We start from the raw sequence: 24,861 nt of genomic DNA on the forward strand, positions 1-24,861 counted from the left end.
TTTGTTTGTAAAAAAATTAGGGATTAGGAATTATTTTTTTGCGAAAAGCCAAAGGAAAACACCTCCAATTGTCGAAATAAAGAGTAACGAATACGTTTCAAGGGATTGGACCGACGTATTAATAATATGATTGTGGTAGGTGAACAGCTAATGTCAGAAGTTGAGCAGCATGATAAGAAACCGAAGAAGGACAAGAAGCCCGGAGGAATCAAAGAGAAAAAGAAAAAACCTTCGGCATCAACAGGGATACATACTGCCAAGTCGTTTTTTTCAAACGTGGGAACGGCTATAGGCCGGATGCCGATGAACCCGGCGAAATCCGTCGGTATCCGGTTGTTCCTGATCTTTTTGTCAGCGATTGTATTTTTTGTGATCGTCTTGGGTTATCTGTCGTACGATAAGGCGAAGAGCACGATTGAGAAGAATGCTGCGAACGGCAATCAGCAGACGATCATTCAAACCTCTGAGAAAATCGACATCATTCTGGAGAAGTACGAGAATGCCGGTAGACAAATCTTCTATGACATTGAATTGCAGAAGTTATTGTCGGAGTACACGGATAAAAAATTAAGCGATTACGATTCGTTTACGGTGGAACGCAGCATTCGGGATAAACTATCCAATCAGATCACATCGGATTCGTCGATCAGAGCCATATATCTGATTCCTACCAAGGGAGAGAAGATCATATCGGCAGGTCAGGCCTCGGAATCCTCCAAAACCGTCCTTGAGCAAAGCTGGTATACCGAGCTGAAGGAAGGCGACAAGAAGATTATGTGGCTGCCAACGATGCAGAACAGCGGAGCTCCATATTTCACGATTGCCCGTTCTTTGGGGTCTATGAATGATCTAACTTCAACGTATGTGGTTATGTTTGAACTTAACGCCTCGGTGCTGGATACGCAGCTGAAGGGAATCAACCTGGGCGAGAACGGCCAACTGCAATTGATCAGTCCGGAAGGCATCGTTGTTTCCTCCAGCGAGTCCTCCATTGTGGGTTCGGAAACCGCCTGGACGTTTGCGAAGGAGTTCCCGGCCGACACCAAAACGGATGACGTAAGAACGAAGGATGAGCAAGGAAGAAATGTGCTGGCGGTTTATAATACGCTGAACACCAACGATTGGAAGCTCGTAGGTTCTGTCCAAACCAGCGAGCTCACGAAGGATGCGTCCAGCATACTGGTCATCACGCTTATCGTGGCTGCCATCGACGTTATCTTTGCCATTCTGATCGGGATTTGGATGGTAAGAATGATTGCCCGTCCGTTAGGCAAGCTTAACCTGTTGATGAAGGAAGGCGCCAAAGGCAACTTGAATGTTCGTACAGACCATAAGAGTCAGGATGAAATCGGTCAGCTCTCCGCAAGCTTTAACGATATGATGGAGCAGATCACCGGACTCGTGCAGCAAACGAGCAATACCGCTCAGGAAGTGCTTAGAACGGCAACCGAGTTAAGCGATGCCTCGAAGAAGACGGCTATTTCCGCCAAAGAAATTGCCGTAGCTACCGAGGAAATTGCCAACGGTGCCAGCAGTCTGGCGGTAGAAGCCGAACGCGGCAGCGATCTGACCAACAACATCTCGAAGCAGATGCAAATGGTCGTTTCAGCCAACGAAGAGATGGGCAAATCGGCCCGTCACGTGGAAAGCGCGAGTGAGCTTGGAACGAAGCATTTGAGTGACTTGCTGGATAAGACCCATCAGACCGAGGATATGACCCGCTCGATGATGCACAAGGTCGATGGCTTGAAGGAGACGACTTCATCGGTTGTCAAAGTGCTTGACGTACTTCAAAACATTACGAAGCAAACGAATATCCTCTCATTGAATGCAACAATCGAAGCGGCCCGCGCTGGGGCGGCTGGCAGAGGCTTCATGGTCGTGGCCGATGAAATCCGTCAGTTGGCAGACCAATCCAGACAATCCATCGATATGGTCAGCCAGATTACCGATCGCATCATGACCGAGATGAATGAGACCGTGCAGGTGTTGCTGGATGCGAACCCACTCTTCAAAGGACAGATGAATGCTGTTAAGGAAACGAACGATATCTTCGTATCCGTTCAGCAGCAGATGGTCGACTTTATCGAGTCCTTGGATTCGGTAACGCATTCGATTGATGAACTGAATGAATCTCAGAATGTTCTTTCGGAAGCGATGAGTAATGTGAGCGCGGTAGCCGAGGAATCCTCTGCAACTTCGGAAGAGGTGGCTTCTCTCTCCACAGAGCAGCAAAGCGTCAGCAGTCAGCTGGTTAATCTATCATCGCAGCTGGAGAATGTATCGAATGAACTGAAAGAGACCTTGTCTCGTTTTAGACTGTAAGATTGATTGCATAATTCAAAGGCTGTTCCATCAGTTTAAGCTGATGGAACAGCCTTTTTTTCAGATTACAGAATGTATAAGCTTTCAGCGAAGCCAAAGCCATTCTGTATTCGCATTTATAGGTTGGGGGCCTCGCAAAGTATTTGGAATAAGCATAAGAAGCATAGGCTCCACTTTGCGCGGCTATTTTCGATACCGGATAAAAATAACTTTCAGAGGAAATGATAACAAAGAATATGGTTGAAGGAGTCGAGGTCACTTGAATACAAGGCAGCCTGGTCATACACCTGAATTCCTGTCAACGAATCTTAAAGATAACCTGAAAACATTTAGCTTGTTACTCAACGATCCTAGCGACCTCACCACGAAAGTGCTGCAGGTTGGAGGGAGCACTTATACCTCTGCTATTGTCAGCCTCGAGGGGTTATCTGATCCATTGTTGATTAAGGAGCAGATTATCCAGCCGATCCAGCATAATCAGGAACTCTCCCAGGAATCCATGATGAATACTCATATGATGCTCCATGAGATTGAGAACCGGATGATATCTCCGCAGATCACCAAACGAACGAGACGCTGGGATGAAGTCATTCCAGTCATACTGTCGGGCGATACGGTTCTCATGTTGGAGGGGACGGATGAGGCCTTACTGATCAAGAGCCGGAAGTGGCCGGCACGCAGTATTGAGGAGCCTCAAACGGAAGCGCTGGTTCGCGGTCCGAGAGTAGGATTCACGGAGAGTATCTACACCAACATCTCCTTGCTGCGAAGACATATTCGTGAGCCTAATCTGACGATCGAGCCCCACACCATCGGCAGGCGGTCGAATCAGTCACTTGCGGTCGTCTATATGAAAGGGCTGACGAATCCGGATCTGATCAAAGAAGTTAACCGCAGGCTGAAGTCACTGGATCTTGATTATGCCCCTGAATCCGGGACGGTTGAGCAATGGATTGAAGACAGCTTTTTATCGCCGTTTCCTCAGATTCTGAATACCGAACGACCTGATAAAGTGACATCAGCATTGCTGCAGGGAAAAGTTGCGATTTTGCTGGATGGTACCCCCTTTGCGCTTCTTCTTCCTTTTACTTTCGTTTCTCTGTTACATTCCCCCGAAGATTATTATGAACGATGGAGTATTGGCTCGCTAATACGTTTGCTGCGCCTTGCGGCTATCGGAATTACCTTGTTTCTACCCGCGCTGTATATTGCCATTCTGTCTTTTCATCCTGGGATGATCCCATTTAAGCTCGTATTCTCGATTGCTGCTTCTCGGGAAGGGGTACCCTTTCCTGCGGTGATCGAAGCCTTACTGATGGAGGTTACACTGGAATTGCTGCGTGAAGCGGGAATCCGCCTACCCAAGCCGATAGGTCAGACGATTGGCATTGTCGGTGGACTTGTAATAGGCGAGGCTGCGGTTCAGGCGGGGATCGTGAGCCCGATTATGGTTATCATTGTGGCTCTGACAGCGATATCGTCTTTTGCCATTCCGTCATACAGCGCAGGCATATCTTTTCGAATGCTGCGCTTTGCGATCATGATTGCTGCAAGCTTTCTGGGACTGTATGGGATTGTGCTGACCTTTATCATGATCTGTATCCACTTGATGAGGCTGCATAGCTTTGGAATCCCATATCTGAGCCCCGTTGCTCCCTCTGTTCAGCACGATTGGAAGGATATGTTCATCCGCGTGCCGGTGACTTGGCTTACGCGCAGACCTTTATTTATGAAGCCCCAAGACATCCATCGGGCAAAAAAGCGGTGATTCGAAATGAACCATAACCAACTAAGTAATCAAACGATTGGCAGTAAAGAGATTGTATATTCAGTTAGCAATATGTTGATAGGGCTCGGGATCCTTACGCTCCCCAATACGATTGCAAGGAATACCCTTTTCTCGGATGGCTGGATGTCGATCATGCTCGGCGGCATGATCGCTCTTGGATTTGCAGGGGCGATCGGGACGTTGGCTTCGAGGTTTCCCGGTAAAAATTATCATACGATGGCAACGATCATCATGAATCGAAAAGCAGCCCATGTGGTGACGCTGCTGATCAGTCTTTACCTCTTGTTGTTTGTCAGTTATCAAGTGCGCGGGGTATCCACAATCACGAGACTATATCTATTTGATAACACGCCAGAGGAAATCATCGGTTTGGTTTACTTACTAGTGCTCATCTACGCTGTCGCGGGGCCAAGCATCGCTTTGCTGCGCTTGAATCTGATTTTTTTCCCCATCGTTGTATCGATCATGCTGCTCATCGTTTTCTTGAATCTCGGAAGTTTAAACGTGCATTATCTGTTACCTGTGTTTAAAACCGATTGGAAAAAAATCATTATCACTTCAAAGGATACGGTATTCTCCTATTTAGGGCTGGAGATCATGCTGTTCTATAACATTTACGTTGTTAGGAAAAGCAAGCTTCTCGGTTCCATCTTCCGGGGGGTATTGATACCCATCTTGATCTACTTCATTATTTTCGTTTTTGTCATTGGCGTTTTTGGACCGATGGTGGTCTCCAATACGCTGTATCCGTTAGCCGAATTGGCTAAAGAGGTTGAGGTCCCTGGAGGGATATTTGAACGGTTTGAATTTTTCTTTTTTGTCATCTGGCTGATGACGTTATTCAGCACGAATGCGATGGCGTTTGATGTAGCTTTACTGGCACTGGAATCCGTGTTCCCTAAATATCGTAGATTTACGATGATCCTTGTTATGGCACCGATCCTGTTCATCCTCGGTTTATTGCCAAGCACACTTCGAGAGCTCAATGTATTTGCCGAATGGATCAGTTATATGGGAATTGGATTCGCTTGGGTGCTTCCGGCTCTGCTGCTTTTGGTGGCCAAGGTTCGGGGGGTGAAGGGTGATGGCTAGCATGCTTCGGATCCTCATCGTGTTCATGCTGGTGTGGCCTATCGCAGGCTGCTGGGACCGCATGGAAATTGAGGAGCGTGGATTTGTAGTAGGTACTGCCCTTGATGCAGCAGAGGGTGGACAAATTAAGCTTACATTTCAAATTGTCGTGCCTACGCAGATGAAAGGGTCCAGCGGCCAGAAGAATGAGGGAGGAAGCCCTTTTATCAATCTGTCCGCAACGGCGGACAGCGTATTCAAGGCGGCGCGGAAGATGTCGAATGAGATCAGCCGCTCTCCTTATCTTGCCCATAACCAAGTAATCATCATCTCGGAGGGGCTGGTTGGAACGGAGCACGTAGGTGATGTACTGGATTTATTCGTCAGGGATCCGGAGAACCGAAGAGCTTCCAATATTATGGTTGCTCATGGAGAGGCAAGCAAGATACTGGAGATCCATTCGAAAATTGAAACCTTGCCCGTGCAATACATTCGTTCAACGCAAGAGAATAAAGACAAGAGTGAATCCATCACGCCTCCTACCAATATTGGGGAGCTGCATAATTTTCTGTTATCCAAGTCCAGTTATGCACTACCCAAGGTTTCCATCACGGAAGATGACAGAATATCCACCAGTGGTGCCGCAGTGTTTAACGGTGAGAACTACGAGTTCAAAGGCTTTCTGGACAATGATGAAACCACGGGCCGCAATATGATGCAAGGAACGGTTAAAACAGCATCATTGGAACTTGTTGTTCAAGGCAAGCAGCTCGTTTATGAGGTCAGGGAATTCAACCGGATCGTTCGCGTTCATCTGGATGACCGGGGACTTCCTGAGTTTCATGTTGAAATTTCGGTCAGAGGCAATATTGGGGAATCAGAGCTGGATGAGAATGAAAACCTACGCGAATTAAACGGAGAAATCAAACGCAAGGCAGAGCAACGGATCAAGCAAATTGCCATGGACGTTATTCTTAAGGCGCAGAACGATTATAAAACCGACTTCCTGGGATTTTGGAAAAAATGCCAAGAGCGTGAATATGGCACATGGATGCGTTATAAGAATGACTGGGACCGTGGTCGAAATATATTTTCGCAATGCAAGATTCATGTGAACGTTGACGCAAAAGTCAGAACCATTGGAACCATTACCGGTACCGAATAGAAAAGAGGGGAAATGATGGACCTTCGCTACGATCTTTTGTTAAATCCGCTTGTAATAATATGCTCGCTGCTGCTCATCATTGTTCCTTTCACCCTGTTCAAAATAAATCAGTATTTGCATAAATATGGTGACCCGCCCTGGAAGCAACCAAAGAAACCGGATTAAAAGTCAATGTTTTAATCAAGAGTGGTCTTTTTTTGGAGAGCTCATTTTTGGTAGAGAAGTGAACGTGATTGAGTCAGGTTCCATATGGAAATAATGATGAGACCATAGACCATATTGGAGGAGCAAGACATGAGGCTTATCCGCAATAAGCGAATTACATACGGATGGCTGATACTGACGATTTTAATTGCCGTTTTGACGCTGCGTCTTGGATGGGTACAACTCGTGATGAAGCATCAGCGGGTTCCCGGCAGCCGGCATACGATGGTAGAGGCATCGCTGATACAGAGGGAGCGGGGCATTGTACTGGATTCCGGTCGCGGACATTTTACGGATCGGAACGGAAAACCGCTCACGGGCAAACTCATCTGGGCAGCCGTGTTGTTTCCTGCTGGCGAGAAGGAACTGAAGAATTCCCATAAACAGTTAGTGAAGCTGGCCCGTATACTGGGAACGAATAAGGATCATTTGATACAGACTTGGGGCAAGTTAAAGGAGCCAGAATTGTGGCATGGAGACAACTCCCTCATTCCTCGTTCCTTAACCAAAGATCAGATAACGCAGATTCAAGAACTTGAACTACCTAAACTCAAGGTTCTTCCTTATGAGCAGCGGTACGGCCATCGCCAATCGGGAATGCAGTGGCTTGGTTTTGTGTCCGGTCAGCGTAAGGAAAGCCTGTTCTTTGACGATGATCCGGAGGTTACCGGAACCAGTGGATTGGAGAAAACGATGGATTCATTGATACGGGGACAAGGGCCGACTATCGTCTATTTTCCGGTTAACAGCACCAATGAAGTCATTCAGGATATCAAGCCGATGGTGAAGGCGCCTGACAATCGGTACTATCCGTTACGGGTAACCACCACGATTGATATCGATATTCAACAAGGGATTGAGGCCATAACGGAGAAAGCGGGCATGAAAGAAGGGGCGGTTGTTGTACTGGATGCCCGAAATGCGGACATCGTGGCCATGGTTTCCAGACCCTTCTACGATCCGGAGCAGATTCACCCGAAGGATGGTCAGTGGGAGAACCGCGGGTTGAAAGCAGCCACGCCAGGGTCCATCTTCAAGTTAGTCACGGCTGCAGCCATACTTGACAATGGGTTAAGCTCTGAAGGTGAACACTTCCATTGTGATGGCGAATACGGTAAGTTCGGAATGTCCTGCTGGAAAAAGGGAGGGCATGGAACGATTGATCTTCGTGAAGGCTTCGCGGAGTCATGCAACGTCGTATTTGCTGTACTTGCGGAGAGATTATCTGCTCAGCAAATGGCGGAGGCGGCCTCCGCGCTGGGTTTCGGGCAAACGGTAGGTTGGAAATCCCAGCAGTTTCTGGGGCTCCGTTCCTTCGCGCCATTGGATCATGAAGAGAAGGGCACGGTGTTTTCCAGTTCTGTGGACGCCTCTGATGCAGGTGTCAGGGTTCAGACAGGCATAGGCCAAAGAGACGCTGCCGTATCCCCGCTGCAAGCTGCTAATGCGATAGTAACGCTCCTTCATGGCGGGGTGAAGACCAAGCCCCGTATTTTACAGCAGATCCGGTATGCTAACGGCCAGTTGCTTCAAGATACGGATCCGCTAAAGGAGCAAACATCAGGAAAGGGGATTTCCCGTGAAACCTCTTCCATCCTGCTCGAGTGGATGAAGGATGTTGTCGAAGAGGGAACTGGCAGCTCATTAAAAAATCGCAAATGGACTCTTGCCGGTAAATCCGGAACGGCTCAGGTAACAGTAAAAGGCCGTCCCCGAAACAACCAGTGGTTTGTCGGGTACGGCCCAGTGGAAAAGCCACGTTATGCCGTGGCTGTATTGGTTGAGAATCGGAGCCCGAACAGCAGCAATCAGGCAACCGACGTATTCGGTCAGGTTTCCGATTTCTTGGCTTCCGTTGAATCGGCCTCCGGCTCTGCGTAAGAGCGGGACATGTCCCAAGGGGACACATCGAATTCTTCGCTCGGCAGCCGGATCCACTGCTTCAGATATCCTTGGGTAAGCAATTCCTTGATGAGAATCAGCAGGATGGGAGCCAGGATCAAACCGGCAACTCCAAAAATGGACAGCGAGATCATCATGAAGGACAGCATCAGAAATGCAGAGGATACGCCGATCGAGTTTCCTGTAATTTTTGGCTCAAGCAGCTGTCTGGAAATCACAACTACGGCAAGCAGTACGATCAAGCCAATGGCAAGCCCGGTGTTGCCGACGATGAACAAATAGGTAATCCACGGAATAAGAATAACGGGAACACCCAGCAGCGGCAGTACATCGAACACAGCGCAGATGAGCGCAACGGACAAGGAATTTCCCGTACCTAATATTAAGAGTCCTATGTATACAATGACAAAGGTAATGCTGACCAGCTTCATCTGGGCTTTTAAATACGAGCCAATCGCCTTGAATACATTTTCCTTGAGGAAAACAAAAGCCGTCTTGAGGGTCTTTGGCGTCTTGTCTTTGGCAATTCTCCGCCAGCTGCCGATCTCAATGCTCAGGAAGAAGGCAAGGATGATCGCAACCCCGAAATTCGCGATGAACGAGGAGAACGACCCCATAAAGCCAACGACATAATGGAAGAACGACTCGGCTGCACCCTGGGCAAAAGTGGTAATGTCCTGAAAATAACCGTTCAGACGGTCGGTCAGATCCGGTGGCAGCGCGTCGAGCTTGGATTGGAGAAACATCAGGCTCTCTGAGAAATGCTTCTGGATCGTTTTGGTATAACCCGGCAAATTATCCTGCAGATTCATGAACTGCGATACGATGAGCGCCCCGGCTCCGAACAGGATGCCCAGGATAACGAGCAGGAAGAGCAGAACGGATATCGCGGCGGCAAACGGTTTTGGCAACCCCCTGCGGTGCAAGAATTTGGAGAAAGGCTCGATAATCAGGAAAACGAGGAAAGATAAAAACACCGGAGCCGCAATTTGGTACAGCTTGCTGAATATGAACATGATCAGGTAAACCGTAAGCACGATTAAACCTATATCGAAGGCGGTTCTCCAATATTTTTTATACAAGGGAAGCATAGTGGGATATCGGCTCCTTTATACTTTATTAATTGATATCATTGTACACGATTTGTGAAAAAAAAGCCTATTTCTTTAAGTGCTATGCTAAAATAATAATAGTGGGTTCATTAGAAAAAGAAATAAAAAGCGGGGAGTAAGCATGCAAACATTACTGCTATGGTTGTTTTACCTTTCATCTTTTTATGCATTCATTCCCGGCATCTTGACCCGGATATTTGGTTTCCGAGTATTTCGCAGGGGAACAGGCTCGAACGACTTCGCCTTAACCTTTGATGATGGTCCTGATCCGTTCTATACACCAAGACTGCTGGATCTTTTGAAGCAGTATAATATGAAGGCGACGTTTTTCCTGGTGGGTTCTCATGCCGAGAAACATCCAGAGGTTGTAAAACGCATTCATAGTGAAGGTCATCTGATCGGGATTCACAACTATGTTCACAAGAGCAATTGGTTCATGCGGCCGGTCACCGTCCGTAAACAAGTCAAGCGCACGGATGATATTATTTACTCCATCACCGGTGAACGTTCGAGTTATTACAGACCGCCATGGGGAATCGTGAATTTATTCGATTTTGCCAAGAATACCGGCTGCCGCATTATCCTATGGTCGTCGATGTTTAATGATTGGCGGAGCAAGATTGGCGCCGACAAGCTAACGCAGCGAATGCTTGCCAAGCTTAGCGGTGGCGAGGTCATGCTCCTTCATGACTGCGGCACGACGATGGGGGCGAACCCCGATGCACCAGAGCAAATGCTGATCGCGTTGGAACGTGTTCTCAAAGTCGCAGAGCAGAAGGGAATGAGAAGCATCCGAATCGACGACATGATGGCGAAGGAAAGCAAAGCGAAAGCGAAGAAGCTGTCTCCTCTCAAGCGTATGATCGTCTCGTTGTGGCTTTTGTGGGAAAAAGGATTTCATGCGGTATTTGCACTCGAAACGGTTACTCCGGCAGATCCGATGCTGCATTTCCGGAAGCGTGCTTTTACCGGTAAAACGGTTGTGATGGAAGATGGCAGCCGGCTTGAAAAGGGAGACCAGGTGCTGGAGCTCCATTTTGATAACAAAAAATTGTTCGAGATCGGCAGCCGCTCCCGTTCGGAAGTACAGCTCGCCATCAAAATGATTCGTGCCGTGCAGAAAGACCTGCCTTCTATGGCTAATATGGTATTGGAACGGCCCGAGTACAAGGATATCAAGGGATTGTATGCTGTAACTATGATTTCACGGGGACCGGAGCAATTCGGATTCCTTGTCATGGATTTACCGCGGGGACTGTTTGCCAGCTCGTCCAGACTTTATCTGAAACTGCTGCTTAGCGTCATCCACCCGAAAGGGCAGGCCCGTCTTAAAGAGGGCAGTCATATTATGGAGCCGAAGATGCTCATGATGCCGGTGGATGTTCTGATCGGGCGTTATGCTGAGAAGAAGAGTCAGCTTCAGCCTCCATCCGAGGAGCAGCAGGAAATACAACAGGAACATGTGGGTGACCTGGCGGTTGCCAGTGCATCGCAGGGCATGTAGTTCATCGAACCGATTTGTTTACTGTCATTATGTATGGATTATCTCTAAGATGTAATTTGGATATAAAAAAGGGGTTATCCCCGCAGGCTTACCAATGCCTGCGAGGGATAACCCCTTTGCTTTGTATGAGTTAGATTTTCAATACGCCGCCTGAGCTGGCGTTCGTCACAAGCTTCGAGTAGCGAGCGAGATAACCGGTTTTTACCTTCGGTTCGAAGTCAACCCATTTGCTGCGGCGTACAGCCATTTCCTCATCGGAAACGTCCAGCAATTGTATGGTCCGGTTATTCAGGTCAAGCTCAATGATATCTCCGTCTTCAACGAAAGCGATAGGTCCGCCTTCTGCCGCTTCCGGCGAGATATGCCCGATGCTGATGCCACGGGAAGCACCGGAGAAGCGTCCGTCTGTGATCAGACCGACTTTAGCTCCAAGCCCCATACCTGCGATCTGGGAGGTCGGCGCCAGCATTTCCGGCATGCCCGGTCCACCCTTCGGCCCTTCATAACGAATGACAACCACGTGACCTTCCTTGACCTTCCCGTTAGCAATACCGCTAAGCGCTTCATCCTGCGAGTTAAAGCAGATGGCAGGCCCTTTATGGTATCCGCCAACCGATGGATCAACGGCACCGACTTTGATGATCGAGCCTTCTGGAGCCAGATTACCATACAGTACTGCGAGACCACCGCGCTCGGAATACGGGGAATCGATCGGATGGATGACGTTCTGATCCTGGATTTCACAGCCCGCTACGTTCTCGGCCAGCGTCTTGCCTGTTACGGTGATGCAATCCCCGTGCAGTGCGCCCGGCTTCTTGAGAAGCTCATGCAGAACCGCGCTCACACCGCCCGCCAAGTGTACGTCTTCAATAAAGTAATCCGAAGCTGGAGCCAGCTTGGAGATGTGAGGAACGCGGTCAGCAACTTCATTGATCCGCTCCAGCGGGTAATCGAGACCGGCTTCTTGAGCGAGAGCCAGCGTATGAAGCACCGTGTTGGTGGAGCCGCCCATCGCCATATCCAGCGCAAACGCGTTGTCGATCGCTTCAACGGTAACGATATCACGCGGCTTGAGGTCCATTTTTACGAGCTCCATCAATTGTTTGGCGGATTGTCTAACGAATTCTTTGCGCTCTTCGGCGATGGCAAGGATGGTACCATTGCCTGGGAGAGCCAGACCGAGCGCCTCGGCGAGACAGTTCATGGAGTTGGCGGTAAACATGCCGGAGCAGGATCCGCAGGTTGGACAACCGAATTGTTCCAATTCCAGGAGCTCATCATCATTGATTTTGCCGACCTGGTGAGCGCCCACGCCTTCAAATACGGAGGTCAGGGACAATTTACGGCCTTTGCTGTCCACGCCGGCTTTCATCGGTCCGCCGCTGACAAACACCGTCGGAATATTAACGCGCAGGGCACCCATCAGCATGCCGGGCGTAATTTTGTCACAGTTCGGGATACATACCATACCGTCGAACCAGTGAGCGGATACGACGGTTTCCAAGGAGTCCGCTATGATCTCGCGGCTTGGCAGCGAGTAGCGCATGCCGATATGTCCCATGGCAATTCCGTCATCCACGCCGATGGTGTTGAATTCGAACGGAACGCCGCCGGCCTCACGGATCGCTTCCTTCACGATTTTACCGAATTCCTGTAGATGCACATGACCTGGAACGATGTCGATGTAAGAGTTACATACGGCGATAAACGGTTTGCCGAAATCCTCTTCCTTAACGCCTGCTGCACGCAGAAGGCTGCGGTGCGGCGCGCGGTCAAAGCCTTTTTTGATCATGTCTGAACGCATTTTTTTGGTTGTCATGATGTCGATTTCCCCCCAGATCTATTATAAAATTGTTACGCTTTAGCGCGGTCTTCCGGCAAAGCAGCCGGGTACCTGTAAACAGCGAATAGGTTTTAAATGAGTCTATCACAAAAAGGTAGGTTTTTCTACATGATATTAATAGGAAGCGATGGAAAGAAGCCTGTCGCGATGGCATGTAAAGAGCCTGCTCCCCTAGGGCGGGAACAGGCTTCTTTTTGAGTGATGATGCTATTTCTTGCCGCCTTTGCGGCCAATTTCCTGATAGAATTCACGATTATGATTCCGCGAGGTAGCTTCGCCGCCCTTTTGACCGATCTCCTGGTAAAACTCGCGGCTATGGTTCTTGGACGTCGCTTTGCCGCCTTTTTTGCCGATTTCCTGGTAGAATTCTCGGCTATGCTTTTTCGCGGTCGCTTCGCCGCCAAGACGTCCTGCTTCTTCGCGGGTCATCTTTCGATTGCTGCTGTTTGCCATCACAAATCACTCCTTTACCGTCGTATTTGCTATGCGTATATGTTACTTACCACGGCTTATTTGTCATGAATCAAAACATTCGACTAAAGATTGGTAAATTTCCATATCGGATCGATTTCTGAGTCCCAGCGTTAATTCCGTTTAAATCAGAGTTTATTTCATGGTTTAATAAGAGTATGATCAAGAATAGGATAGGGAGGTTTTTTACATTGCCGTTTGTTCAAGTGAAGGGACGAACCGTTCCCTGCAAAGGGATTTTGTTTGATAAAGACGGAACGCTGCTCCATTTCATGGCGCTGTGGGGAGGATGGGCCGATTATGTGCTCAAATTCATGGAGGAACGGCTGGAATTAATGGGAGCCGGCTTCACGCTGCCGAAAGAGCAGGTGCTGGGGACAAATCATGATGCTAACGGGCGGGTGTCGGGTTACGATGTTCAGGGTCCGCTCGCCATGGGCACCGTGGAGGAGACAAACGGGCTGCTAGCTTGGCAGCTGTATGCTGCAGGAATGCCCTGGAACGAGGCAATTATGCAGGTCCATCAAATTACGAAAAATGCCATGTATGAAGTTCGTCAGCAGAAGCCGGCATTCCCGATGCCGGGGCTTGAGAATTTTCTGAAGAAGTGCAGCTTGGCTTCCGTGAAGATGGCCGTGGTTACTTCGGATGATACTTCAAATGCCGTGGAACAGTTGGAGTGGATGGGGCTTCACTCTTCCTTTACGGCCATTTTGGGAAGAGATCAGGTTCGAAACGGCAAGCCGCACCCGGAAATGACGGAGACTGCATGCCGACTGCTTGGGATTTTGCCCGAGGAAGCGGTGGTGATCGGTGACAGCAACGCGGATATGCAAATGGCGAAGCAAGCAGGCGCCGCTCTGGCTGTGGGTTTATTGACAGATGAAGGGGAACCTGTACATCTGACAGATGCCGATGTCGTCATATCCGATTATAATGAATTAGACGTGCACAGGTAGACGTGTTATTTTAAGGGCTGTACGGAGGTGTAAAAGAGTGGAGAACAGGGAAAAAATCGAGCAGTTGGCAACATGGATCGAAGCGAGCGACTACATTGTTTTTTTCGGGGGAGCCGGTACCTCCACGGAGAGCGGGATTCCTGACTTCCGTTCGGCAGCCGGACTATACCAGAGCGAGCACCAATCTCCGTATCCGCCGGAGGTCATGCTCAGCCACACTTTTTTCATGAAGCATCCGGAAGTGTTCTACGACTTTTACCGAAGCAAGATGCTTCACCCGCATGCACAGCCGAACGGCTGTCACCGTCTATTGTCGAGACTGGAACATGACGGTAAGCTGAAGGCGGTGATTACGCAAAATATCGACGGTTTGCATCAGACCGCAGGATGTTCCGAGGTGTTGGAGCTTCATGGCTCTGTGCATCGCAATTATTGCATGGATTGCTCCAGGCACTACAGCCTGCAGGATATTCTGGACATCAAGGAAACCGTCCCGCGCTGCAAGGATTGCGGAGGGCTGGTGAGGCCGGATGTTGTACTGTATGAAGAGGAATTGGACCAGAACATCATCATGCGCTCGATTCAGGAAATATCGACGGCGGATTTATTGATTATTGGCGGGACTTCCCTGACGGTACACCCCGCTGCGAGTTTGATATCCTATTTTCATGGAAGCAAGGTAGCTTTGCTGAATGCAGATCCAACCCCTTACGATCACCGGGCAGGCCTCTTGATTGCGGATCGGATCGGTCAGGTCATGACGCAGGTGGATAAGCTGATCCGTATGTAACGGCGACAGCGGAGGCGTGCTGCTGCATCTATGTCTGTAATCGTTTTCTTGTCAAAGGACGTTCAAACACGTTAAGATGGAATTTAGCAATGGACCTATCACTTAGAGAGGCAGGGATTGCAAGTGACCTATGTGGCTAGTGAAGACCGCTATGAAGGAATGAAGTATAACCGCGTGGGGCGATCCGGATTGAAACTTCCGGCGATCTCCCTTGGATTATGGCATAATTTCGGTGGTGTCGACTCGTATGAAAACGGGCGTAATATGATTACGCGCTCCTTCGATCTGGGCATTACCCACTTCGATCTGGCGAACAATTACGGACCGCCTGCAGGCTCTGCCGAAGAGACGTTCGGTAAAGTTCTCTCAAGGGATCTTAAGGCTTACCGTGATGAAATCGTCATTTCGTCCAAAGCGGGCTATTATATGTGGCCGGGACCCTACGGTGACTTCGGGTCGCGCAAATATCTGGTAGCAAGTCTCGATCAGAGCTTGAAACGAATGGGCCTGGACTACGTCGATATTTTCTATCATCATCGGATGGATCCGGAAACGCCGCTGGAGGAAACCATGGCAGCCCTGGATCATCTTGTTCGTTCAGGCAAGGCGCTTTATGTTGGAGTATCCAATTATTCGCCGGAGAAGACGCGGGAAGCGATATCGATTCTGAAAAGCCTGGGAACTCCGCTGCTCATCCATCAACCAAGCTATTCCATGCTGGATCGCTGGGTGGAGAACGGATTACTCGATTGTCTGGAAGAGAACGGGGTCGGAAGCATCGCATTCACTCCGCTTGCTCAAGGACTCCTCACCAACAAGTATTTGAACGGCGTGCCTGGCGATTCACGCGCCGCAAGTGCATCCGTATTCTTGAACGAAAGCAATATCACCCCCGAGGTGCTGCGCAAGATCAGAGCTTTGAACCAAATCGCCCAAGCGCGGAACCAGAGTCTCGCCCAATTTGCCCTCGCCTGGGTCCTCCGTGGCGGCAGGGTGACATCTGCTTTGATCGGGGCAAGCAAGGTGAGCCAGATCGAAGACAATGTGGCTGCCTTGAACAACCTGGAGTTCTCGAAGGAAGAACTGGATCGCATTGAAGCGATCCTGAAAACGGAAAACGCCTCTTCTGCAGAGGGGTAGATCATGTACCATTTATGAATGGATTTTGAACAGAATATCATAGATACCAACATACATGAATGGAGCGCCTCAGGATGATTACAGACCTGACAGGCGCTCCTTTTTCGTTTAGATCTATCGGGCAGACGATATCGTTAAGTATGTGCGGATGATGAGAGGATATCCTTGCGGTACCGCGTCGGGGATCGGCCGACGAGACGCTTGAACTGACGCGAGAAATAGAGCGGATCGGTGAGCCCGACGGATGCGGAAACCTGCTCGATGGACAAGTCGGGACGTTCGCGCAGCAGCCGCTTGGATTGGTCGATTCTTAATTTAAGCAGATACGTAATCGGAGTCATGCCCGTTTCCTGCTTGAAGATGCGCGACAGGTACGCGCGGTTGTAGCCCAGGCTTGCGCACATTTGTTCAATCGAGACGGGATGAGCGTATTGAGAAGCCATGTAATTGATCATCTGCTTCACCGTACGCTGAACCTGCGGTTCTGCCAGCGTTAAACGGGACGGCCGATCACTCCGATTCATGATCTCAGCCCAGATTAAATGCAGATAACCGATGGCAGCGATATGGGAGCTTTCTTCCCTGGATTGAAAATGGCTTTGAATGAGGGACACATAGCCGGGAATCGGATTGTTCTCCATGAGATGGAGAACAGGCTTATCTTGTGTGAGTCCCGAATGGTATACGCCTTCGCCGGCGTGTTCTCCATCAAAGGCGACCCACCGGTAACGCCAGGGATGGCTCGCATCGGATACATAACTGACAATTTGGCCGGGATGGATCAGGAAGCAGTCGCCGGGGCCAAGCTGATACCTGTCGGTTTCGGTTCGAAATACGCCATGTCCCGACTCGATGATATGCAATAAGTAATGATCGTATATTTTCGGCCCCAATGCATGTTCCGGCCGGGTCTGGCTCTCGCCGGCGAATCGGACGTGGAGCGAACCGCTGCCTTGCTGCGCAGGATTGGAAGCAACAGAATAGGTTGGTTTCATCATTCATTTTCCTTTACAATAAGTTTGGGAAAAAGAGGAACTGCGGGGACATCGTTGATTTTATAAATTCATTGTACCCCCGGAAGTCACATAAATCCATATGTAACGCACAAGATTTCATTATCGGTTAACGAGATTTCCATTATACTGAAGACAGTAAAACTACCATATGTACAGGATGGAGTGATGGGCAGTGACGACGCAACAGCTTATGGAAAGATTTATGGACAAGCACGGTGAGAGTCAGCATAAGGTTCGCATATTTAACGCGCCCGGACGCGTGAATCTGATCGGGGAACACTTGGATTACAACGGGGGTTATGTGCTTCCGGCAGCCTTGGAGTTTGGCACAACCTTGATTATCAGACCGCGTGACGATAACAAGGTGAGCTTTTCATCCACCAATATCCCCTATGAACTAACAATCAGCCTGGATGAGGATTATGGCTACAAAAGCGATCAATGGACGGATTACCCGGTCGGCGTCATAACGGAGCTGAATAAAATCGGCTGCACTCTTAGCAGCGGCTACGACCTGCTCTACCATGGGGATATCCCGAACGGCGCGGGCCTCTCGTCCTCGGCGTCCATCGAAGTGGTCACGGCTTACGCCTTCTTGAAAATGGAAGGCAAGGAGACGGATACGGTGGAGATCGCGAAGCTTTCGCAGCGGGTGGAGAACTTGTTCGTCGGCGTCAACTCCGGCATTATGGATCAATTCGCCGTAGCCAACGGCAAGCAGGATCATGCCATTCTGTTAATGTGCGATACGCTGGAGTATGAGCTGGTGCCTTTCCGAACCGGAGCATACAAAATCGTGATTTCGAATACCAACAAACGGCGCGGACTCGTCGATTCCAAATACAATGAACGCCGCAGCGAGTGCGACCGCGCTTTGGAAATTTTGCAGAAGGAGCTGCCGGCGTTATCGTATCTCGCTCAACTGAATCCGGATCAATTCGTAACCTTGCAGGACAGCATCCGCGATGAAACGGTCCGAAGACGCGCCCAGCATGTCGTCGAGGAAAACCAGCGTGTGCATGATTCCGTGGAGGCCTTGAAGAACGGTGATCTGGAAGCATTCGGACAATACATGAACCAGTCCCATGACTCTTTGCGTTATCTGTACGAAGTTACGGGCGACGAGTTGGATGCGCTGGTGGAAGAAGCTCAGCGGATTCCGGGTACGATCGGTTCCAGAATGACCGGAGCCGGCTTTGGAGGCTGCACGGTATCCCTCGTACACGAGGACGCGGTGGAACGTTTCATCGCGGAAGTGGGACAGCAGTACGAAGCCAGAACGGGACTGAAGCCCGACTTCTACGTATGTGGCGTAGGTCAAGGCGTGCATGAAGTGAAGGAGGGCGAATAATATGGCTATTTTAGTGACTGGCGGAGCGGGTTACATCGGTTCTCACACCGTAGCGGAGCTCTTGGAGCAAGGGGAAGAAGTTGTTGTGATCGACAGCCTGGAGACGGGACATCGCGAAGCGCTGCTGGGCGGAAAGCTGTATGTCGGCGATTTGCGCGACAAGGCGCTGCTGAAGCAATTGTTCTCGGAAAATGAGATTGATGCCGTTATCCATTTTGCCGCGAATTCTCTGGTTGGCGAGAGCATGAAAGATCCGGTGAAATATTACGATAACAACGTATACGGAACGCTGTGCCTGCTGGAAGCCATGAATGAAGCGGGCGTGCGTAAGATCGTCTTCTCGTCAACGGCCGCAACCTACGGCGAGCCTGAGAAGGTGCCGATCGAGGAAACGGACCGGACCCAGCCGACGAACGTGTACGGGGAAACCAAGCTGATGATGGAACGGATGATGTCCTGGTTCGATACCGTGCTTGGGGTGAAGTATGTATCCCTTCGTTACTTTAACGCAGCCGGCTCGCATGCCAGCGGAAAGATCGGCGAGGATCATCGGCCGGAGAGCCATCTGATCCCGCTTGTTCTGCAAACCGCTTTGAAGCAGCGCCCAAGCATCTCGGTGTTTGGCGACGATTACGCAACGCCTGACGGCACGTGTGTCCGTGATTACATTCATGTCAGCGATCTGGCAAATGCGCATTTGCGCGCGGTTGATTACCTCCGCCGCGGGGAATCCAGCAATGTGTTTAATCTCGGGAACGGCCTCGGGTTCTCGGTGAAGGAAGTAATCGAGACATCGAAGCAGGTGACGGGTGCCGATATTCCGGTTGTCATGGAAGCTCGCCGTGCAGGTGACCCTGCGGTATTGGTGGCGTCATCGGATAAAGCGCGAACGGTTCTCGGATGGACGCCATCCAGAACGACGCTTGAGGAGATTATCGAGAGCGCATGGAAGTGGCACAGCAGCCGTCCGGACGGTTACGGTGACAATTAATCCAAGGGGGACGATGAACATGAATGCTGCAACATCAAGTACTCCCGAATCCAAGCAGGTCCTTCATGCGATTGAAATGCTGGTGCGATTTGCGCTTCATAAAGGCCTGATCCAGGCAGCGGATGCGGATTACAGCCGCAATCTGCTGCTGGAGGATTTCGGGTTCAGCGAACCGTACGGTGACGAAGTGAACGACCTAATACCGGATGGGCCTCAGGCTATGCTCGACATCCTGATTGATTACGGTGCGGCGCATGGCATGATCCCGGAAAATACAGATACGTACCGGGACTTGCTGGACGCCAAAATCATGGGCCGTCTCATGGCAAGACCTTCGGAAGTGGCCGCTCGGTTCCGGACGGTTGAGCATGAGCAGGGGATCGTCGAGGCTACCCGACAATTTTACAATTTGTGCATCGATTCCAACTATATTCGGATGGATCGCGTAGCCAAAAACGAATACTGGCGGCATGCCAGCGCGTACGGCGATATTGAGATTACCATCAATCTATCCAAGCCGGAGAAGAGCCCGAAGGAAATCGCCATGGCCAAACTGCTGCCTCCGCCGATCTATCCGAAGTGCCAGCTCTGCCGGGAGAATGTGGGTTATGCAGGCAGGGTCAATCACCCGGCGCGGCAGAACCTGCGCATTATTCCGCTGGAGTTGAACGGTGAGCCATGGTTCTTCCAATATTCTCCATATGTTTATTATAACGAGCACTGCATTGTATTCCATCACGACCATGTACCGATGAAGCTGACCAAAGCGACGCTTGCCCGCCTTTTGAGCTTCGTCGATGCCTACCCGCACTACTTTCTCGGCTCGAATGCGGATCTTCCGATTGTCGGGGGCTCGATTCTCACGCACGATCATTTTCAAGGGGGACGACATACCTTCCCGATTCAGAAAGCGCCGAAGGTGGCCGGATTTGCGCATGGGGATTATCCGGACGTATCCGTGGCCATCGTGAAGTGGCCGATGTCGGTTATCCGGCTATCCTCAAAGGACCGGGAATCCCTCCTTGAATGCGCGAACAGTATATACGAGGGGTGGAAAATCTACAGTGATCCTTCTGCAGACATTGAAGCGTTAAGCGAAGTGGACGGAGAGCGGGTCCGCCATAATACGGTGACTCCGATTGCCCGCCGAAATGACGAGGGCATCTATGAGATGGACCTGGTTTTGCGGAACAATCGGACGAATGAGCAATATCCGGAAGGGATCTTCCACCCTCACCGGGAGATGTTCCACATCAAGAAAGAAAACATCGGCTTGATCGAAGTGATGGGACTGGCGATCCTGCCGGGCAGACTCAAGGAAGAGCTGGACCAAATCGCCGAGATTCTGGCGGGGGACGAGGCGCTGTATGCGGACAGCCAGGCCGCTGACCATCCGCTCGCCGTCCATGGCGACTGGATCGAGGAGCTGCGAGGACGGGGAATGACCGCATCCGATAAAGCCGGGGCCACCGAACTGATACGCCGTGAGGTCGGCAGCAAATTCACGACCATTTTGGAGCATGCCGGGGTATATAAACAGACGGCGGAAGGACAACAGGCATTTCAGCGATTCCTGAGCCATATGGGATACGTTCCAGACAGCCGATAGACATTCATTGATGGATATATGAGATATTGAAGTTAACGATAACTAGGATCATCATTCAAACAGCCGATTCTTTCTGGAGAAGGACGGCTGTTTGTTTTGCATAATGGGAATGGTATAGAATTAAAAAGCATGCACGATAGAATATAGATGCAAACAAGATGCCATGGAGGTAATGTACATGAGACCTTTTGTCTTTCATAATCCGACTCAGTTGATTTTTGGAAAGGGCAAGCTGAGTGCTTTAAGTAGTGAAGTGGCCAAATACGGCCGGAACGTATTGCTTGTATATGGTGGCGGCAGCATTAAGCGCAGCGGGCTGTACGACCAGGTTATCGCGTTACTACGGGAAGCAAATGCGGTAGTCACGGAGCTTGCCGGTGTGGAACCGAACCCGCGCCTGTCGACGGTTCATAAGGGTGTGGCATTGTGCCGGGAGCATAACATTGATCTCATTCTGGCCGTTGGCGGCGGAAGCGTCCTTGACTGCTCCAAGGCCATTGCCGTTGGCGCCAAATATGACGGAGATATGTGGGATTTCGTAGAGCGCAAAGCCGCTCCGCAAGCGGGTCTTCCGCTTGGAACGGTGCTTACGATGGCTGCAACGGGATCGGAGATGAACGGAGGCTCCGTTATCACCAATGAAGTAACCCAAGAGAAGATGGGCTGGGGAAGTCCTCATGCGTACCCCGCATTTTCGATTCTGGACCCTGTACATACGTTCTCTCTTCCGCGGGATCAAACGGTGTACGGTATCGTAGATATCATGTCTCACGTGCTGGAGCACTACTTCCACCAAGACACCAACACGCCCGTGCAGGACGGATTCTGCGAAACGATACTTCGTACCGTTATCGATACGGCACCGAAGCTGGTTGAGGATCTGGAGAACTATGAGCACCGCGAGACGATCATGTACTGCGGAACGATGGCGCTCAACGGCATGATCAATATGGGGATGGCCGGTGACTGGGGAACCCATAACATCGAGCACGCGGTATCTGCCGTATACGATATTCCGCATGGCGGTGGACTGGCGATCCTGTTCCCGAATTGGATGAAATATAATCAAAGTGCGGATCCTCAGCGCTTCAAGTCACTTGCCGTGAACGTATTCGGAGTGGACCCGGCAGGAAAAAGCGATGAAGCCATCGGATTGGAAGGAATTGAAGCGCTTCGCAGCTTCTGGACTTCCATCGGTGCGCCTAGCACACTGGGAGCGTACGATATTGACGACAGCCAGATCGAGGCTATGGCCGATAAGGCGATGCGGTTTGGTCCTTTTGGCAACTTCCGCAAGCTGCAGCGTGAAGACGTCGTGGAGATTTATCGGATGTCACTATAAGGGTTGTCCTGTCGTTATATGACAAGGAATAGAATCATTTCAAAGCCTGCCGGCTCATGCCGTGCAGGCTTTTTAATTGGGACGTGGAATATAGATATGAAGAGATTTTCATACGTTTGAGGGAAATAATTGAAACTTTAGCAAACATTTTGCCGTATTACTTGTTATACACAGTAAGGAATTCTAGAGGGGGCAATCAACATGGAAGCGTTATATTGGGGCTGTCTAATCGGAGGCGTGATATTTGCCATCGTAACCGTGGTGCTTGGCGACATACTTAGCTCGGCGCTTGACGGATTGTTGGACTTTTTGTCAGTGGATTTTTTCAATCCGGTTGTAATCGCTGGGGGAATCACCGTATTTGGCGGTACCGGAATCATGCTGACGAAATACACGGAATTAGCGGCAGGTGCCCATGTAACGCTGTCTGTCTTAGCGGCTATCGTCATTTCGATTCTCGTCTACTTCGGCTACGTTAAACCGATGGAGAACAGCGAGAACTCGACGGGCTTCTCCATAAAGGAGCTGGCGGGCATGATCGGCGTTGTCACCGTACCGCTTCCTGCAGAAGGATTCGGTGAAGTGATGGTTAAGATTGGCGCAGGCAACACAACGCACATCGCGTCTAGCTTTGATCGTCAAAATCTTGCCGCAGGTGTCCGTGTGGTGGTAGTCGACGTTGTTGAGGGTGTCTTGAGAGTGTCCGAACTGGAAGAACGAAAAGGAGAGGATTGATTCAATGCCAGAGTACTTAGTAATTCCGTCGATTGTTGTAGGGGTCATTGTCGTGTTAGGACTTGCGTTCTGGGCTCGTTACAAAACGGTGAGTCCGGATGAAGCGATGATCGTAACCGGTTCTTTTTTGGGAAGCAAAAATTTGTCGGAGGATGAATCCGGCCGCAAAATCAAAATCGTGCGCGGCGGCGGCGCTTTTATACTCCCCGTATTTCAGCGCTCCGAATTTGTATCGCTCTTATCTCATAAGCTGGATGTCATGACACCTGAAGTGTACACGGAGCAAGGCGTTCCGGTTATGGCCGATGGGGTAGCCATCATTAAAGTGGGAAGCTCGATCGAAGACGTGGCAACGGCAGCCGAGCAATTCATGGGCAAGCCGATTGAAGCGCTGAAGGGCGAAGCCCAGGAAGTGCTGGAAGGCCATCTTCGTGCCATTCTCGGCTCCATGACGGTAGAGGAAGTATACCGTAACCGCGACAAGTTCGCACAGGAGGTTCAGGGTGTGGCTGCAAGAGACCTGAAGAAAATGGGACTGCAGATCGTTTCCTTTACCATTAAGGACGTTCGCGACAAGCATGGATATCTGGAAGCGCTGGGTAAACCGCGGATCGCTACGGTAAAGCGGGATGCCGAGATTGCCGAAGCGGAAGCGATGCGCGACGCGCGGATTCAGAAAGCGCGCGCGGAAGAAGAAGGACAGAAGGCCGAGGTAATTCGCGATACGAATATTGCGGAAGCCGAGAAGGAACGGGAGCTGAAGGTCGCTTCCTTTAAAAAGGAGCAGGATACGGCCAAGGCCGAAGCGGACCAAGCCTATCATATCCAGGAAGCCCGTGCCAGACAAACGGCGGTTGAAGAGCAGATGAAGGTTGAGCTCGTTCGTAAAGAACGCGAAATCGATCTGCAGGAAAAAGAAATCATGATTCGCGAGAAGCAGTACGACGCTGACGTGAAGAAAAAAGCCGAAGCGGATCGCTATGCTGTTGAGCAGGCGGCCGAAGCGGATAGAATCCGCAAGATGCGCGAAGCGGATGCGGTGCAGTACTCCATCGAAACTCAAGCTAAAGCTTCTGCCGAACAGAAGCGCCTGGATGGTCTGGCGGTTGCGGATGCCGAGCGTGCGAAAGGTACGGCCGAAGCCGAAGTCATTCGCCTGCGCGGTCTTGCCGAAGCCGATGCCAAGGAGAAACTCGCCGAAGCATTCCAGAAGTTCGGAGAAGCTGCGGTGCTCGACATCATCGTAAAAATGCTGCCTGAGCTTGCCGGCAAGATTGCGCAGCCAATCTCATCCATCGACAAGCTGACGGTTGTTGATACAGGCAAAGGCGAAGGAGCGGCTCGCGTGAGCAATTATGTGACCGAGCTGATGTCCACGGCGCCTGAAATGCTGAAGAGTGTGTCAGGGATTGATGTGGAAGAACTGATTAAGGGCCTGACGACGAAGAAAGCTGCTTCAGTCCAAAAGCCGGTAGCCGCCCAGCAGGAGCTTGTCCCGGCACCTGTAGCTGTAGAGACAAGTGCTGCGAAGGAAGAATAGAA

At 50.4% G+C, this 24,861-nt stretch carries 18 protein-coding genes and 1 pseudogene; 15 read left to right on the forward strand and 4 right to left on the reverse strand.

The genetic code is table 11. From position 1 onward, the window contains the following. Window positions 1-150: 150 nt before the first annotated feature. The 5 genes from OHJ21_RS00300 (at window position 151) to OHJ21_RS00320 (ending at window position 8,435) form a co-directional block, all read left to right on the forward strand. Complete coding sequence (locus OHJ21_RS00300) at window positions 151-2,325, forward strand: methyl-accepting chemotaxis protein (RefSeq protein WP_100535784.1); 2,175 nt, start codon at window positions 151-153, stop codon at window positions 2,323-2,325. A 259-nt stretch (window positions 2,326-2,584) separates the two neighbouring features. Beyond that, entirely contained in the window at window positions 2,585-4,093 is a 1,509-nt protein-coding gene (locus OHJ21_RS00305) for a spore germination protein (protein ID WP_326114839.1), read from the forward strand. 6 nt (window positions 4,094-4,099) lie between these two features. After that, on the forward strand, window positions 4,100-5,206 hold the full coding sequence (locus OHJ21_RS00310) for a GerAB/ArcD/ProY family transporter (RefSeq protein ID WP_486019142.1): 1,107 nt from the start codon (window positions 4,100-4,102) through the stop codon (window positions 5,204-5,206). After that, a complete protein-coding gene (locus OHJ21_RS00315; protein WP_486019143.1) occupies window positions 5,199-6,350 on the forward strand; it encodes a Ger(x)C family spore germination protein in 1,152 nt (383 codons plus the stop codon). Before OHJ21_RS00310 ends, OHJ21_RS00315 begins: the two co-directional genes overlap by 8 nt. Window positions 6,351-6,644: 294 nt before the next feature. Further along, complete coding sequence (locus OHJ21_RS00320) at window positions 6,645-8,435, forward strand: peptidoglycan D,D-transpeptidase FtsI family protein (RefSeq protein WP_100535788.1); 1,791 nt, start codon at window positions 6,645-6,647, stop codon at window positions 8,433-8,435. Here OHJ21_RS00320 and OHJ21_RS00325 read toward each other — a convergent pair. Then, window positions 8,384-9,547, reverse strand: coding sequence for an AI-2E family transporter (locus tag OHJ21_RS00325; protein WP_100535789.1), 1,164 nt, complete (start codon window positions 9,545-9,547; stop codon window positions 8,384-8,386). The genes OHJ21_RS00320 and OHJ21_RS00325 overlap by 52 nt on opposite strands. 142 nt (window positions 9,548-9,689) lie before the next feature. Here OHJ21_RS00325 and OHJ21_RS00330 point away from each other — a divergent pair, with 142 nt between their 5' ends. Next, window positions 9,690-11,072 carry a polysaccharide deacetylase family protein gene (locus tag OHJ21_RS00330; protein ID WP_100535790.1) on the forward strand — a complete coding sequence of 461 codons (1,383 nt, stop codon included), beginning with the start codon at window positions 9,690-9,692 and terminating at the stop codon, window positions 11,070-11,072. Window positions 11,073-11,202: 130 nt separating this feature from the next. On the opposite strand, the gene ilvD is transcribed toward OHJ21_RS00330, so the two are convergent. Together ilvD and OHJ21_RS00340 are read right to left on the reverse strand one after the other, a co-directional pair. After that, the gene (gene ilvD, locus OHJ21_RS00335) at window positions 11,203-12,891 is read right to left on the reverse strand and encodes a dihydroxy-acid dehydratase (RefSeq protein WP_100535791.1); all 1,689 of its coding nucleotides are present in this window, start codon (window positions 12,889-12,891) and stop codon (window positions 11,203-11,205) included. 237 nt (window positions 12,892-13,128) lie between these two features. After that, window positions 13,129-13,368, reverse strand: a pseudogene (locus tag OHJ21_RS00340) (KGG domain-containing protein); the annotation flags it as partial. A gap of 209 nt (window positions 13,369-13,577) precedes the next feature. Between OHJ21_RS00340 and OHJ21_RS00345 the strand changes: the two are divergent. From OHJ21_RS00345 to mgrA, 3 genes are all read left to right on the forward strand, one after another. After that, complete coding sequence (locus OHJ21_RS00345; RefSeq protein ID WP_486019144.1) at window positions 13,578-14,345, forward strand: HAD family hydrolase; 768 nt, start codon at window positions 13,578-13,580, stop codon at window positions 14,343-14,345. Window positions 14,346-14,382: 37 nt separating this feature from the next. After that, a complete protein-coding gene (locus OHJ21_RS00350) occupies window positions 14,383-15,135 on the forward strand; it encodes an NAD-dependent protein deacylase (RefSeq protein ID WP_486019145.1) in 753 nt (250 codons plus the stop codon). A 123-nt stretch (window positions 15,136-15,258) separates the two neighbouring features. Then, window positions 15,259-16,275, forward strand: coding sequence for an L-glyceraldehyde 3-phosphate reductase (gene mgrA, locus OHJ21_RS00355; RefSeq protein ID WP_100539274.1), 1,017 nt, complete (start codon window positions 15,259-15,261; stop codon window positions 16,273-16,275). Between the two features lie 134 nt (window positions 16,276-16,409). On the opposite strand, the gene OHJ21_RS00360 is transcribed toward mgrA, so the two are convergent. Continuing rightward, window positions 16,410-17,273: an AraC family transcriptional regulator gene (locus OHJ21_RS00360; protein ID WP_100535795.1), complete on the reverse strand. Its 864-nt coding sequence runs from the start codon at window positions 17,271-17,273 to the stop codon at window positions 16,410-16,412. A 208-nt stretch (window positions 17,274-17,481) separates the two neighbouring features. Between OHJ21_RS00360 and OHJ21_RS00365 the strand changes: the two genes are divergently transcribed. The 6 genes from OHJ21_RS00365 to floT all read left to right on the forward strand — a co-directional run bounded on the left by OHJ21_RS00365 (window position 17,482) and on the right by floT (window position 24,859). After that, on the forward strand, window positions 17,482-18,642 hold the full coding sequence (locus OHJ21_RS00365) for a galactokinase (protein ID WP_394057254.1): 1,161 nt from the start codon (window positions 17,482-17,484) through the stop codon (window positions 18,640-18,642). Window position 18,643: 1 nt separating this feature from the next. Then, complete coding sequence (gene galE, locus OHJ21_RS00370) at window positions 18,644-19,633, forward strand: UDP-glucose 4-epimerase GalE (RefSeq protein WP_100535797.1); 990 nt, start codon at window positions 18,644-18,646, stop codon at window positions 19,631-19,633. 19 nt (window positions 19,634-19,652) lie between these two features. Continuing rightward, window positions 19,653-21,242, forward strand: a complete 1,590-nt coding sequence (locus OHJ21_RS00375; RefSeq protein ID WP_486019146.1) for a UDP-glucose--hexose-1-phosphate uridylyltransferase — start codon at window positions 19,653-19,655, stop codon at window positions 21,240-21,242. Window positions 21,243-21,420: 178 nt separating this feature from the next. Further along, window positions 21,421-22,584 (forward strand): iron-containing alcohol dehydrogenase, encoded by a 1,164-nt coding sequence (locus OHJ21_RS00380; protein ID WP_326114853.1) that lies wholly within the window; start codon window positions 21,421-21,423, stop codon window positions 22,582-22,584. Window positions 22,585-22,785: 201 nt separating this feature from the next. Further along, window positions 22,786-23,319 carry an NfeD family membrane protein gene (locus tag OHJ21_RS00385; RefSeq protein WP_127594714.1) on the forward strand — a complete coding sequence of 178 codons (534 nt, stop codon included), beginning with the start codon at window positions 22,786-22,788 and terminating at the stop codon, window positions 23,317-23,319. Window positions 23,320-23,323: 4 nt separating this feature from the next. Further along, complete coding sequence (gene floT, locus OHJ21_RS00390; protein ID WP_486019147.1) at window positions 23,324-24,859, forward strand: flotillin lipid rafts scaffold protein FloT; 1,536 nt, start codon at window positions 23,324-23,326, stop codon at window positions 24,857-24,859. The last annotated feature ends 2 nt before the right edge of the window (window positions 24,860-24,861 follow it).

This window comes from Virgibacillus sp. LDC1 (assembly GCF_025792345.1).
GTDB lineage: Bacteria > Bacillota > Bacilli > Paenibacillales > Paenibacillaceae > Paenibacillus_AQ > Paenibacillus_AQ lautus.

Excerpts from the sequence above, each read along its gene's own strand:
- OHJ21_RS00365 (WP_394057254.1), top strand. The coding sequence starts at position 17,482 with ATGGAAAGATTTATGGACAAGCACGGTGAGAGTCAGCATAAGGTTCGC.
- OHJ21_RS00315 (WP_486019143.1), top strand. The coding sequence starts at position 5,199 with ATGGCTAGCATGCTTCGGATCCTCATCGTGTTCATGCTGGTGTGGCCT.
- OHJ21_RS00385 (WP_127594714.1), top strand. The coding sequence starts at position 22,786 with ATGGAAGCGTTATATTGGGGCTGTCTAATCGGAGGCGTGATATTTGCC.
- OHJ21_RS00310 (WP_486019142.1), top strand. The coding sequence starts at position 4,100 with ATGAACCATAACCAACTAAGTAATCAAACGATTGGCAGTAAAGAGATT.
- OHJ21_RS00320 (WP_100535788.1), top strand. The coding sequence starts at position 6,645 with ATGAGGCTTATCCGCAATAAGCGAATTACATACGGATGGCTGATACTG.
- floT (WP_486019147.1), top strand. The coding sequence starts at position 23,324 with ATGCCAGAGTACTTAGTAATTCCGTCGATTGTTGTAGGGGTCATTGTC.
- OHJ21_RS00375 (WP_486019146.1), top strand. The coding sequence starts at position 19,653 with ATGAATGCTGCAACATCAAGTACTCCCGAATCCAAGCAGGTCCTTCAT.
- OHJ21_RS00330 (WP_100535790.1), top strand. The coding sequence starts at position 9,690 with ATGCAAACATTACTGCTATGGTTGTTTTACCTTTCATCTTTTTATGCA.
- OHJ21_RS00360 (WP_100535795.1), bottom strand. The coding sequence starts at position 17,273 with ATGATGAAACCAACCTATTCTGTTGCTTCCAATCCTGCGCAGCAAGGC.
- OHJ21_RS00380 (WP_326114853.1), top strand. The coding sequence starts at position 21,421 with ATGAGACCTTTTGTCTTTCATAATCCGACTCAGTTGATTTTTGGAAAG.
- OHJ21_RS00325 (WP_100535789.1), bottom strand. The coding sequence starts at position 9,547 with ATGCTTCCCTTGTATAAAAAATATTGGAGAACCGCCTTCGATATAGGT.
- ilvD (WP_100535791.1), bottom strand. The coding sequence starts at position 12,891 with ATGACAACCAAAAAAATGCGTTCAGACATGATCAAAAAAGGCTTTGAC.
- OHJ21_RS00300 (WP_100535784.1), top strand. The coding sequence starts at position 151 with ATGTCAGAAGTTGAGCAGCATGATAAGAAACCGAAGAAGGACAAGAAG.
- galE (WP_100535797.1), top strand. The coding sequence starts at position 18,644 with ATGGCTATTTTAGTGACTGGCGGAGCGGGTTACATCGGTTCTCACACC.